Genomic DNA, 13341 nt, shown 5'->3' with positions numbered 1-13341 from the left:
TTTCAAACTCGTGGAAAGTCTAGCTAAACAAACCAGAAATACCGTTGACTGCTATTGCTCCAGCCAAAGCCGAAACAACCACAGAAGTCAGAGCCGTACCGAACAGCCACCAAGCAGCAGTTGCTGCCGCTTCGCGTGCATCTTCTGCTTGCTGCTTGGCCTTGTTCTTGAGCTGTTTGATGCGTTTTTTGGTTTCATTTTGCAGGCGTTCCGAACGCAATAAAACGCTGTCCCTGGCTCCTTCCATTTGGTCAACAAGTCGGTGAGCGTCTGTCTCGGAAATATCGGAACGAGAACTCAGCAGGGCAACTAAAGTACCGCGATCGAACTCACCTAAACGCTCTTTAATCGCGTCAAATCCTGCCTGCGGGTCGTCAAACACTTTACGCAAGTCCCGCTTGATGCCTTCGTAGTTGAGTTCAGGTCGATCGAGCGAATTGAGGTAATCGCGGATTTTTCCGAAAATACCGTCCATTGCCGACTGAAACTTGTCCTGAACCATTTGAACTTGTTCGAGAATTTGGTTGCGGACAGATTCAATTTGGTCGGCAATTCTGTTAGCTTCCTCTTCCGAGATGTCTTCCCGCTGCGACAGCAATGCTACCAGAGTCGATCGATCGAAGTGCTTCAGGCGATCGCCCAAACTTTGCATCCCCATTCCCGGCTCGCTAAACAGCAACTGCAAATCGCGTTTGATGCTTTCAGGATTGAGTTCTTCCTTGTCCGTATTCCGCAAGTAATTTTCCAAACTGCCTTGGAAATCGCGGACTGTTTTTTGAGCGCGAGAGGCCAAGCGGCGGGGCGATTTCACGATGCTGCGAATCGAATCTTGCACGCGATCGATCGTCCGATTGATCTGTTCTTCGCTCAAATCTTCCCGCTGCGACAGCAACTTGACTAAAGTTTCGCGATCGACCTGAGAAAGTCTTTCCCGAAGTGCCAAAGCACCCTCTTTCGGATTTTCAAACAATTTAGTCAAATCCCGACTGATACCTTCTGGATCGAGTTCTTCGAGGTTTGTATTCCGCAGGTACTCGCCAATTTTTGCAGTAACTTCCTCGTACTGTTGCTTAGCTCTATCTGCCACTATTTGCGGCGCGTGGATAATGTTGTCGCGCACAGATTCGATCCGGTCGATCGCCTGATTTATCTGTTCTTCGCTGAGGTCTTGGCGCTGTGACAGCAACTGCACCAGCGTATCGCGGTCGAATTGAGACAAGCGTTCTCTCAGCGCTTTAAATCCAGCTTCCGGGTCGTTTAACAGCGTTTGAAACTCGCGCTCGATCGCTTCAGGATTGAGTTCTTCCTTATTAGTATTGCGGAGATAGTCTTCTACCTTTTGCCGCAATTCTTGGGCTTTCGATTGCGCTTGCTCTTGCAATTCTTGAGCTCTAGAAATAACGCGATCGCGGGAACTTTCGAGCCGCCCGATTAACTGATCGGCTTCCTCTGGACTGAAATCTTCCCGCTGACCCAGCAACTGCACCAAAGTATCGCGGTTAAACTGCGAAAGGCGATCGCGCAAAGCCTCAAAACCAGCATCCCGGTCTTCCAAAAGCGCTTGGAAATCCCGTTCGATACCTTCAGGATTCAGCTCATCTTTGCCAGTCGATCGCAAATAATTCTCAATCCGGCTCCGCAAATCTTGAGACTGTTCTTCACCAGCCGCAGCTTGCACTATTTCCAACACTTCTTGGCGGACACCTTCAAGCTGTTCGGCAATTTCCGTCACCTGTTCCGGAGCAAACCCCTCACGGCGGCTCAGAATCCCTACAAAATAATCGGGATTAAACAGCTCTAACTGGCGCAAAACGGCCCCAGGAGAGGCTTCCGGGTCGTAAATCACATCCCTAAATTCTTGCTTGATTGTCTCCCGGTTGAGATGCCAAGGTTGGGCATTCATCAAGTAGTTTTCCACATCAGCCTTAGCTGTATTGAAAGGCAGCGCAGGCACTTTGTCGCCCACCTTAGAAGCCAAAGATTTAGCTTGTTCCGTCCCTTTGGCTGTCAGTTGCTGCAACTGACCAGTGATTTTTTCAACATCCAAATCAGACAAATCCGTCCGCGACAAAACAGTGCCCACAAGAGCTTCCACACCCAACTGCATCGCTCGCTTCATGCCACTGCTGCTGGATTCCGATTTGTTTTCCCGACTTTCCAGAATTTGAGACAGCTTGGCGTTGAGTTCGTCAGACTTCAGCAAATCGGGAGCCGCAAACTTGAGAAAATCAACCAACTCTAAATTCGGGTCTTTCTGCTCTTGCTGCTTGCCAAAAGTTTGCTTCCAAACGCCTTCGAGTTGGTCAGCAACTTGAGTTATTTCCTCTTGAGAAAAGTCTGTGCGACTCTTAACTAAATCCACAAAAGTCTGGCGGTTAACATTCTTCAGAACGTCGCTTCCCGCAAGAGATTTGATATCTGCATCGCCCAGCAACTTTTCAAATTGACCGCGAATTTCCTTAACATCTAATTTCGGTAACTGCAAAGAACCCACATAATCTTGCAGTGTTTCGCGAATGCTATCCGGGTCTACCGCCGAACTCAATTCGCGGCGGACAGCGGCAACAGATGCCTCTACAGTGTTGACCATTTGGTCGCTGGCCATCTTGCCGCCGATCGCTGCACCGGCAGTACCCATGAGGCCTTGAACGCCTGAAAAAGCAGTTTTTATCAAGGAACCGATCATAGAACCGACGGCGCTAGAACCGAGCCACACCAGGGTTAAAAAGTACGCAGCCCAGATTACCACACCAATAATTGCCGCTCCGTCTACCGAGGCAATTGAAGTTAGTTTGACGGCCAGAAAACAAGCCAAAAATAAAGCCAGGTTAACGGTGACTAAAATCCAACCCCCGACTAAACCTTCGATTTTGCGAACTTTACGGCCTATACTTTCGGACTCATCATCATCGTCATCGTCGGGTAAAGCCTCGTCCCAATTTGATATTTTGGCGGCGATCGAGAAATTTGTTAACAGGAATTGGAAGCCGAAAGCCATGATGACTCCGGCGATTAATGCCACGAAAAACTGAGGGCTTAAAAACATCAGCCCTCCGATATCGGGGTGGTCAAATGGCACATCTATTTCTACAGGCATTTGTACAGGCATTTGTACAGGCATTTCTACTGGCATTTGGCCCCTATCGAGTTTTGGAGTGTACAGCGACATTAATAACTCGCTTTGAAACATAATTTACCTCCTTAATTTTTATGCCTAACTCGGCATAGCGAAAAATGCCCCCAACTTTTTTCTAGGGGTGTTTGTAATCTTTAGATGAGGTTCTGTTTGGGTTCGGCTTTATCTTACGGAAGCCCTTCTTAGTGACATTGGGATGAGTGGTAACTCAGTTCTATAGTGATCTCATCCTTACTGCTTATTATGGCTCTGGAAGCTAAAAAATAAATCCGTCTAAAGTCAGAAATTACTTTTTAAGGGGTTGGTAGCAGCAGAGATCGCATAAAAGTGGCAAGTTTGAGGCGGGGGCAACCCCCACCAATTATCAATAGTAGTAAAGTGCGATGTAATGCACTCTACATATCGTAGAGTACGCTACCTGGTTGAGGATTTCGTTTGATTTTTAGGCTCAAAGCTATCTAGTAATTCCGAGGGAGGGATCTGCATAAGCAGTCGGTTGCGATCGAGGGTTTCTATATCTAATTGCAGGCAATTCAACAAACATGATATCGGGTGCGTCGCAGCCTAGGCTACGAATTTTTGCCGCAGCATTTACCCTCACAGTTGCGAATGCTGCGAATACAGCCGTACTCCTCAAAACGTTGACTGTGTTTGCGAACAGTAGGATAGGCCAGTAAATTGAAAGGAATTCCGGTTAGTTTGTAAAACAATCGACCAGCAGCATGAACAATATCCCAAATTTCGCTTAAATTAGGTTCTCGAACAAATTCTCCTATTTCATCTTTTAAAGCAAGCCACTGAGATTGCACAGTAGGAGAGTGACAATTATCAAATACTGCCATACCTTTTTCGTAGTTTTGCCAAATTTTATTCATATATTTAATCAAATCCGCCTCACGTCTGATAATATCAGAAGTTAATCTGAGATTACAATCATTCGGTATTTTAAGGAAATCAGCTATGCGACTCTCTCAAATGCTTTTTGTCACCCTGCGCGAAGACCCCGCAGAAGCAGAAATTCCCAGCCACAAACTATTACTCCGTGCCGGATATATCCGGCGCATCGGTAGCGGTCTTTACGCTTATCTCCCTTTGATGTGGAGAGTTCTCAAAAAAGTCTCTCAAATTGTGCGCGAAGAAATGGACGCTACCGGCGCTCAAGAATGTCTCCTCCCGCAATTGCAACCGGCAGATTTGTGGCGAGAATCCGGCCGCTGGGATACCTATACTCAAGCGGAAGGTATTATGTTTTCCATGACAGACAGGCAGCAGCGAGAATTGGGACTGGGCCCAACGCACGAAGAAGTGATTACTACAATTGCTAAAGATATGATTCGTTCCTATCGGCAATTGCCCGTACATCTCTATCAAATTCAAACTAAGTTCCGCGATGAAATTCGCCCGCGTTTTGGGTTGATGCGCGGTCGCGAATTCATTATGAAAGATGGCTATTCTTTCCACACTAACGAAGAAAGCCTGAAAAAAACTTATCAGGATATGGCTCAAGCTTACAGCAATATGCTGCGCCGATCGGGCTTGCAATTCCGAGCAGTCGATGCTGATTCTGGAGCAATTGGCGGCTCTGGTTCTCAAGAGTTTATGGTGTTGGCAGAAGCGGGAGAAGATGAAGTTCTCTATACTGAAGACGGTCAGTATGCAGCTAATGTGGAAAAAGCTGTATCGATGCCTGCTGATGCCGAAGCGTCGCCCTTTGCAACTTTTGAAAAGCGGGAAACGCCGGGAACTGAAACAATTGATAAACTTTGCAAGTTTTTGAAATGTTCTCCGACGCAAGTTGTCAAAAATGTGCTTTACCAAGCTGTTTACGACAATGGTATCACAGTCTTGGTATTGGTAAGCATTCGCGGCGACCAAGATGTGAATCAGGTAAAGTTGCTGAATGAATTGACGAAGTTAGCGGGCAATTATCAAGCTAAAACAGTTTTATTTTTGACTGTTCCGGATGCGGAAGCTCAGCGGAAATGGGCTGCTAAATCTTTACCTCTCGGTTATATGGCTCCCGATGTTGCTGATGATTATATCGCTGGAAGCAAGCAGGTAAACTCTAAGTTTTTGCGTTTAGTCGATCGCACAGCAGTTGACCTGACAAACTTTGTCACCGGTTCAAACGAATCAGGATACCACGTTGTCGGGGCCAATTGGAACAAAGAATTTCCGCTACCAGCAACGGTTGTGGGTGTCAGGACGGCCAAAAAAGGCGATCGGGCAGTGCACAACCCCGAACAAACCTTGCAAAGCGCCAGAGGCATCGAAGTCGGCCACATCTTCCAATTAGGAACCAAATACTCCCAAGCAATGGGCGCTACCTACACCAGCGAACAAGGCGAAGAAATGCCCTTTATGATGGGCTGCTACGGCGTCGGCGTGTCGCGGCTAGCTCAATCGGCCGTAGAACAATCCTACGACAAAGACGGGATAATTTGGCCAGTGGCGATCGCCCCGTATCACGCCATCATTAGCATCCCCAATATTTCCGACGCCCAACAAGTAGAAGTCGCCGAAAAACTCTACGCAGAACTAAACCAATCTGGCATTGAAACCCTACTCGACGATCGCGATGAACGGGCCGGAGTTAAATTCAAAGATGCCGATTTAATCGGCATTCCCTATCGGATTGTTCCGGGTCGTTCGCTGAAAGCAGGCAAAGTTGAAGTCGTAGAAAGAGCAACTCACAAATCACATGAAATTCTCATTGATGAAGTAAATCCTACCTTGAAACAGTGGATTGAAGCCGCCATCAACTAAGCCTTTATAATTGGTAAGGTGCGGAGTGCATCGCCCTACATTAACGCGCAACGTATAGGGTAAGGTACGCACTGCGCACCCTACATTAGCTTCCTTCTTGCTTGATCCCTCTTCCTTCTTTCTGCTGTGAACTTTAAAGACCGAATGTGAAATTCCCTAAAACTTAAAACTCGGTATGAATCTGAACCTCAATCAGTTTCTTCGATTCCCTCAATCCCGAATTGGGCGGTACTTAGTTCAAGTAACTGTCGTTGCTGTCGCTTACGCCGTGGGGGCGAGGCTAGCAATTTCAATTCAAGGTGTCAATCCCTTTGCTGCCTCGGTGTGGCCACCCGCAGGAATTGCACAAGCCGGACTTTTATTGTTTGGAAGTAAAGTCTGGCCTGCCATAGTTTTGGGTACATTTTTGCTCAATTTGGTTAACCCACATGAACAGATATTCGTGGTTTGGCTGGGAGGAAACGTCGGGGCAATTCTGCAAGCGGTTTTTGCAGTAACTGCCCTGAGCTGGTTCCGGTTTCGTCCCTCTCTCGAACGTTTGAAAGATGTAATTAATTTAATCTTGTTTGGCGGTCTAATTGCTACTCAAATCAGTTGCACTATTGGCGCAGTTTCTCTCTATTTAGCTGGCAAAATAGAGTGGAGCGAATATTGGTCTGCTCGATGGAATTGGTGGTTGGGAGACACAATGGGAGTTTTAATTTTTACTCCCTTAATTTTAATATTAATTCGTCCTCAAGTAACAGCATATCGTTTAAAAAGACCAACAGAAACAAAGAAAAATTATTTAATTGAGCGAGTAGTCTGGTTAATATTATTGATCGGGGTGAGCTGGCTGGTATTTGAGTCGAAACATGAAGCTTCGATTTCTCGTTATCCCCTGGAATATTTGCCCTTTCCTTTGATAATGTGGGCTGCGCTTCAATTCGGTCAGCGAGCCGCTGTCCTAGCATCGTTTATTGTCTCAATCATCGCAATTTTTGGCAGTTCTCATGGAGGGGGGCCCTTCACAGCCAAAGCCGACAATATTAATCAGGCTATCTTATTTTTGCAAGCTTTTATGGGTGTAATTACGATTACCTCGCTGTTATTGGCAGCGACAGTAGCTGAACGCACATCAGCAGAGTATTCTCTGCGGGAGAGCGAAATTAAATATCGAGAATTGGTGGAAAATGCTAGCAGCATTATTATGAAATTGGATGCTAACGGCAATATTACTTTTTTTAACGAATTTGCCGAAAAATTCTTTGGTTATAAGGAGGAAGAAATTCTGGGAAAAAATGCCTTGGGAACCATTATTCCACCGACGGACTGTGAAGGAAATAACTTAGAGTTGGTTTATAGTCAAATTTTACAAAATCCCGATCGCTTTACCAGCTATGAAAATGAAAGTATCCGGCGCAGTGGCGATCGCGTTTGGGTATCTTGGGCAAATAAACCGCTGGTTGATTCAGCGGGCAAACTTTTGGGCATCCTCTGCATCGGGACAGATATCACCGATCGCCGAAAAGCTGAAATAGCCTTGCAAAAGCTCAATGAAAAGCTGGAAATCCGAGTTGAAGAGCGGACAAATGCCCTGAAACAAAGCGAACTTCAGCTACAGAAACAGAAATCGGCATTAATTGATTTAGCCAAAAACAAAGCGCTGAATCAAGGCGACTTAACAAAGGCGCTTCAAGAAATAACGGAAACTGCTAGCCGTACTCTGGAAGTTGCGCGATCGAGCGTCTGGCTGTACGATCGCACTAAATCCAAGATGGAGTGCCTGGATTTGTTCGATCGCACTCTCAACCAGCACTCACACGGTTTGAAATTAACAGCAGCAGACTATCCTGTCTATTTTCAAACACTGCGAGAAGAACGCGCAATTGCTGCCTTTGACGCGCAAAACGATTTTAGAACTAAAGAATTTTCGGAATTTTACCTAATTCCCTTGGGCATCACTTCGATGCTAGATACGCCAATTCAAATAGGCGGAGAAACAGCAGGAGTTCTCTGTTTAGAACACGTAGGAATGCCCCGCTTTTGGACGATTGAAGAACAAAGTTTCGCTGTTTCTCTAGCAGACTCTGTAACTTTCGCAATGGAAGCGCGAGAACGCCAGCGGGCTGAAGAAGCGCTGCGGCAAGCTGAAGAAAAATACCGCAGCATTTTTGAAAATGCGATCGTCGGCATTTTTCAAACTACCCCAGATGGGCAATATCTCAGCGCCAATCCTGCTTTGCTTCGCATTTACGGTTACAGTTCACGCGAGGAATTGGTCGGCACACTAACTGAGATTAGCCAACAACTTTATGTTGACCCCGATCGCCGCGGCGAAGTTGTCCGCTTAATAGAAGAACAAGGCAAAGTATCGGATTTTGAATCTCAAATTTACCGCCGAGATGGCAGCATAATTTGGATTTCAGAAAATACTTATACCGTGCGCGATTCCTACGGAAATTTGCTTTATTACGAAGGTACTGTTCAAGACATCACAACTCGTAAACAAGCTGAGGCAGCTTTGCGTTTAGAACAAGAAAAATCAGACCGTCTCCTACTCAACGTTTTACCACAACCCATTGCCGACAGATTAAAACAAGACCAAAGCATCATCGCCGATACTTTTGCCGAAGTAACAGTATTATTTGCAGATATAGTCGGTTTTACCACAATTAGTTCCCAAATTTCTCCGCCAGAATTAGTTTCCTTGCTTAACGACATTTTTTCCACATTCGATCGCCTAGCAGAAAAGCACGGATTGGAAAAAATTAAGACGATTGGCGACGCTTACATGGTAGTAGGAGGGCTGCCGATGCCCCGCAGGGATCATGCAGAGGCGATCGCCCAAATGGCGATCGATATGCAGCAGGCAATTATGGACTTCAGCCATACCCACAATCAAGATTTCAGCATCAGAATCGGTATCAACAGTGGCCCAGTTGTCGCCGGAGTAATCGGTATTAAAAAATTTATTTACGATTTGTGGGGAGACACAGTTAACACCGCTTCCCGCATGGAATCCCACGGCTTGCCGGGGTGCATTCAAGTCACGTCTGCAATTTATGATATATTGCAGGACAAGTATATATTTGAAAGTCGCGGCGCGATCGAAGTTAAAGGCAAAGGCCAGATGACTACTTATTTACTGAAATGCCGAAAATAGCTTTAGTAAAGGTTTTTCTCTAAAAGTAAGGGCGATCGCACTATTCAATGTGCGATCGCCCTCATTTTAATTTAGCCAAGTTTTTTAAAGCTTGTACAGGTTAATTCCAGCTTCCTTCGCCATGATTTCCAAACCCTTGTTTTGCAAGGTTTTAATCGCTTTTGTAGAAAGGTGCAATCTTACCCAGCGCTTCTCCTGCGGCCACCAAACCCGCTTCCACTGCAAATTGGCGTCTTGCAATTTGTGAGTGCGGTGGTGCGAGTGAGAAACTGCAAAACCGTTATTAGCCTTCTTTCCCGTTAGCTGACATTTCCGTGACATATTGCGCTCCAGATTACCGTTTTTTGCGTGCAGCCTTTTATTATATAGCAACAGCGCAGAACCCCCCTAGCCCCCCTTGTTAAAGGGGGGACAAAAAACACCCGATCGCCCGCTCAGCAATAGAAATAAACTCTTACTCCCCCCCTTAGCAAGGGGGGTTGGGGGGGGTAATTACATTGCACGTTCAGTCAACTTTGTCAAGACTTGATTCGATCGCTCGACAAAATCCTTCATCCCTTCAGCATCGAAACCCTTCTGGGCCATCAAAGCCAAGTCGTAAACGTGGTGACAAATCATACTCGCCAACTCAGCCGACGGAGACTCCCTGCCGCCTTGAATAATCGCACCCTGACTCAAACTCGCCAGATTTTGAATCAGCGGGTGAGAGGTATTCACCAGCAAAACGTGTTCTTCGGGGAATTCGGCGGCTTGCTGCTGCAAAAGCGCCGTCATGTCGCGCATCCGGCGCAAAGCTTCCGGCAAAAGTACGATCGCAGGTGGCGTTGCCTCCGCAGAGTCAGACTTCAAAGCTTCTGTGCGAATGTTCACTTTCGGCTTATTGAGAGCTTTTTGGAACATCTCTTTAACTTGTTCGCTGCGAGTTTTATTCGTCGCCGGATCGACGATTTCCGCTTCTTTCTCTTTGTCAATTAGCGTTTCGTCGATGTCGGAATCAACCCGCGAGAATTTGACATCTGAGTATTCTCGTTCCAAGAAGCTGATAAAGTGCGTGTCGATGAAAGAATCCATAAACAGCACTTCTAAACCTTGGCTTTTGTGCATAGCAACATAAGTTGCTTGAGACGCCGGATCGGTACAATAAAACACACGATTTTCGTGGCGTTTTTGATTGCGTTCCAAATACTCTTTTAGAGTCGTGTAAGGCTGCGTGGAAGTAGAATTTTCCGACTTCGGAGTGACATCTTGCCACAAATCTCCTTCCTCAGTTTGCACCTGAACTTCTGGCGTTACAGTTTCTGGCTTGTCCGCTGTTGGCTCGTAGGTGCTGCGGTAGATTAAGATATCTTCGACTTGCTTTTTGAACTTGTCATCGTTGAGAGTTCCAAACTTGACAAAAGTGCCGATATCTTGCCAGCAGCGAATGTATTCGTTGCGGTCGTCGCGGTAGAGTTCTTTCAGGCGATCGCCCACTTTTTTCGCAATATAATCAGCGATTCTCCGCACAGTGCGATTGCTTTGCAAAGAACTGCGAGAAACGTTCAGCGGAATGTCGGTACTGTCAATAACGCCCCGCAGCGGCATCAAGAATTTCGGGATAATTTCTTCGCAGTGGTCGCTGACAAAAACCTGGTTGCAGAATAGCTTAATATTGCCTTGGGTAACATCGACATCCGGGCGCAGTTTGGGAAAGTAAAGAATCCCGTTGACAATGAAAGGATAATCTGTATTCAGGTGTACCCACAACAGCGGCTCGTCTTGGAACGGGTAAAGGTAGCGGTAGAGTTCCAAGTAATCTTCTTTTTGCAAATTGCTGGCTGAGTCCCGCCAAATTGCTTTGTGCTTGTTGAGTTCCTCTCCCTCAAATTTGATGGGAACTGGCATGAAATCGCAGTAAGTTTTGATTAACTGCTTAATGCGAGTCGGTTCTAAATATTCTTCTTCTTCGTCTTGGAGGGTAAGAGTAATAGTAGTGCCGCGTTCCGTGCGGGAAGATTCTGATAGTTCAAAAGCGGGAGAACCGTCGCAAGACCAGTGTACTGCTTGGGAGCCTTCTTGGTAAGAAAGAGTATCAATCTCTACTTTCTTCGCCACCATGAAAGAAGAGTAGAAACCTAGGCCGAAGTGACCAATGATTGCGTCGTCGCCACTGCCTTGGTATTTTTGAATAAATTCTTCTGCGCTGGAGAAAGCGACTTGGTTGATGTATTTTTTTACCTCGTCGGGGGTCATGCCGATCCCGTTATCGGAAATTGAGAGGGTTTTGTTTTCTTTGTCGATCGCTATGTTGATTTGCGGTTCGCCCATGTCGCCGCCGTATTCGCCGGAACGGGAAACCATTTTGAGTTTGGCAATGGCATCGACGCCGTTAGAAATTAGTTCCCGCAAGAAGACTTCGTGGTCAGTGTATAGCGACTTCTTGATAATCGGGAAAATATTTTCGGTATGGATTGAGATTGTTCCCTGTTCTAAAACTGTCATAATTTTTCTCTCTGATGACTGCTAATTGCTTAGAAATAGCTATTTAATGATTTTCGGCGATCGTGCTCTCTTCTGCAAAAGGGATTACCACAAAAAGATGATTCGGTTTTCCCCACATCTTGCACAATTCTCAATTAGCCTTTCACGGGCGGGTTCTCCTGTCCAACCCCTACTCCCCACAAGATATTTCAATTTTTGTGGAACAGGCCGAAAAGCCTGTTAAGCGAACATGGTGCAAGATGTCAGTTGCCCTCACATAGTAGCTCACAAAGGCAACTGCAGGAGAAAGGTGCTGCCGGAACCCAATTCGCTGCGGGCGCTGAGGCTGCCGCGGTGTGCGCGGGCGATGGTTTGGGCGATCGCCAATCCCAGTCCCGAACCGCCGGTATGGCGCGATCGATCGCTGTTGACTCGGTAAAAGCGATCGAATATTCGCTCTAAATCTGCCGCCGCGATCCCAATACCGGTATCTTGAACCTGAACGATCGCCTCGATGTGATTGCAATCTAAAATAACTGTTACTTTCCCGCCCGCCGGAGTGTATTGAATGGCATTAACAATTAAATTAGCAACTAAGCGATAAAGTTGGTCGGAATTGCCGACAACATTTAATTGCTGCTGCACTCGCACGGAGGATGTTAACGCTACCTTAGAAGCGATCGCCATTGCTGCCAATTCCTCGACTAAATCGCTCACCAAGTCATTCAAACAACACAATTGAGGGCGATCGCGTATCGCCTGATTATCCATGCGAGCCAGCAGCAGCAAATCAGCAACTAACTGAGTCAACCGTCGGTTTTGGCGATCGATCGTCCGCAAAATTTCCCGCGCTTCTTTTTCATCTAATTGAGGCGTCAACAGGGCCGATTCTACTGTCGCCTGCGAAGCCGCTAAAGGCGTTCGCAATTCGTGGGCTGCATCCGCTGTAAACTGTTGAATTTGTCGGTAGGAAGAGTAAATCGGTTTCATGGCCAATCCTGCCAACAACCAACTAGCAAAGCCTATCAAAATCAATGCTGTAGGCAATCCTAATTTCAAAACCCATTTCACTGTACTGAGATAATCATTGAAGTCTTGCAGGCTCCTGCCAACTTGAAAATATCCCCAATCTTGCTGTGTTTGGGTGTGTAGCGCTACAGAAATTTGGTGGTAAACATTGCCTTTAGTGTCAGTTATTGTTTGCCAATATTGGGAGTTAAATTGGAGGGGTAATTCTTCGGGATAAGCGCCTGCTGTAGCAATTAATTTCCCCGAATAATCAAATAAACGAATATAGTAATAGCCTTGGTTGATAGCGCTTAAAATATGGCGGCTTGGCAACTGTTCTTTAATGCCTTTAACTCCAATTAGCCGGAGGTTGGGCAAAAGTTCGTTTACTATTGGCTCCAAGCGTCCGGGCTGCTGCAATTTGAGTTCTAGGCTGTCGTGTAGCGTCCCCGCTACCGATTCTAATTCCCGGTCTATGGCTACCCAGTGAGCGTGGGCGATCGCCTTATATACGCCAAATCCCAACAAGCTTAAAATCAAACCCATTACAGCCGCATAGGAAATGGCTAATTGCCAGCGAGTTCGGTTAAATAGTTTATTTTGATTCATTTAAACTTAGATTTTATATAATTTAGAACGAAGACCAACTGTTACAAATAAGGGCGATATTTTAGGTATGTAGTTGCGCTTCAGCGCTCTTAGCTAGCCCTGTCCGGCGTCTTAAATCTGAACCATACAAAAAGCCAAAAACCCCTATTTCACGTTCCGATTTTTGAGACTTCAATCAAGGAAGATTGCTTGGGGGAGCTTGGACTCAGAATTAAAA

General features: G+C 46.2%; 7 protein-coding genes. 2 read left to right on the top strand and 5 right to left on the bottom strand.

All coding sequences use genetic code 11. From position 1 onward, the window contains the following. Positions 1-19: 19 nt before the first annotated feature. A complete protein-coding gene (locus QUB25_RS05975) occupies positions 20-3190 on the bottom strand; it encodes an MFS transporter (protein WP_333182369.1) in 3171 nt (1056 codons plus the stop codon). Between the two features lie 515 nt (positions 3191-3705). Beyond that, positions 3706-4011, bottom strand: coding sequence for a hypothetical protein (locus tag QUB25_RS05970; RefSeq protein WP_333036600.1), 306 nt, complete (start codon positions 4009-4011; stop codon positions 3706-3708). An 85-nt stretch (positions 4012-4096) separates the two neighbouring features. Here QUB25_RS05970 and proS point away from each other — a divergent pair, with 85 nt between their 5' ends. Both proS and QUB25_RS05960 read left to right on the top strand, forming a co-directional pair. Further along, entirely contained in the window at positions 4097-5902 is a 1806-nt protein-coding gene (gene proS / locus QUB25_RS05965) for a proline--tRNA ligase (RefSeq protein ID WP_333182368.1), read from the top strand. Positions 5903-6077: 175 nt separating this feature from the next. Then, entirely contained in the window at positions 6078-9047 is a 2970-nt protein-coding gene (locus QUB25_RS05960) for an adenylate/guanylate cyclase domain-containing protein (RefSeq protein ID WP_333182367.1), read from the top strand. A gap of 84 nt (positions 9048-9131) precedes the next feature. Here the strand turns inward: QUB25_RS05960 and rpmB are convergent, their stop codons facing one another. From rpmB to rppB, 3 genes are all read right to left on the bottom strand, one after another. Continuing rightward, positions 9132-9368, bottom strand: coding sequence for a 50S ribosomal protein L28 (rpmB, locus tag QUB25_RS05955; protein WP_015177569.1), 237 nt, complete (start codon positions 9366-9368; stop codon positions 9132-9134). Between the two features lie 171 nt (positions 9369-9539). Further along, complete coding sequence (htpG, locus tag QUB25_RS05950) at positions 9540-11528, bottom strand: molecular chaperone HtpG (RefSeq protein WP_333182366.1); 1989 nt, start codon at positions 11526-11528, stop codon at positions 9540-9542. 264 nt (positions 11529-11792) lie between these two features. Further along, the gene (gene rppB, locus QUB25_RS05945; RefSeq protein WP_333182365.1) at positions 11793-13124 is read right to left on the bottom strand and encodes a two-component system sensor histidine kinase RppB; all 1332 of its coding nucleotides are present in this window, start codon (positions 13122-13124) and stop codon (positions 11793-11795) included. Positions 13125-13341: the final 217 nt, after the last annotated feature.

Source organism: Microcoleus sp. B3-D7 (genome assembly GCF_036705305.1).
GTDB lineage: Bacteria > Cyanobacteriota > Cyanobacteriia > Cyanobacteriales > Microcoleaceae > Microcoleus.
This window is presented reverse-complemented; position numbering and strand designations above follow the sequence as displayed.

What these genes read in the sequence shown, in the direction of transcription:
- QUB25_RS05975 (WP_333182369.1), bottom strand. Translation starts at nt 3,190, where the DNA reads ATGTTTCAAAGCGAGTTATTAATGTCGCTGTACACTCCAAAACTCGAT.
- QUB25_RS05970 (WP_333036600.1), bottom strand. Translation starts at nt 4,011, where the DNA reads ATGAATAAAATTTGGCAAAACTACGAAAAAGGTATGGCAGTATTTGAT.
- proS (WP_333182368.1), top strand. Translation starts at nt 4,097, where the DNA reads ATGCGACTCTCTCAAATGCTTTTTGTCACCCTGCGCGAAGACCCCGCA.
- QUB25_RS05960 (WP_333182367.1), top strand. Translation starts at nt 6,078, where the DNA reads ATGAATCTGAACCTCAATCAGTTTCTTCGATTCCCTCAATCCCGAATT.
- rpmB (WP_015177569.1), bottom strand. Translation starts at nt 9,368, where the DNA reads ATGTCACGGAAATGTCAGCTAACGGGAAAGAAGGCTAATAACGGTTTT.
- htpG (WP_333182366.1), bottom strand. Translation starts at nt 11,528, where the DNA reads ATGACAGTTTTAGAACAGGGAACAATCTCAATCCATACCGAAAATATT.
- rppB (WP_333182365.1), bottom strand. Translation starts at nt 13,124, where the DNA reads ATGAATCAAAATAAACTATTTAACCGAACTCGCTGGCAATTAGCCATT.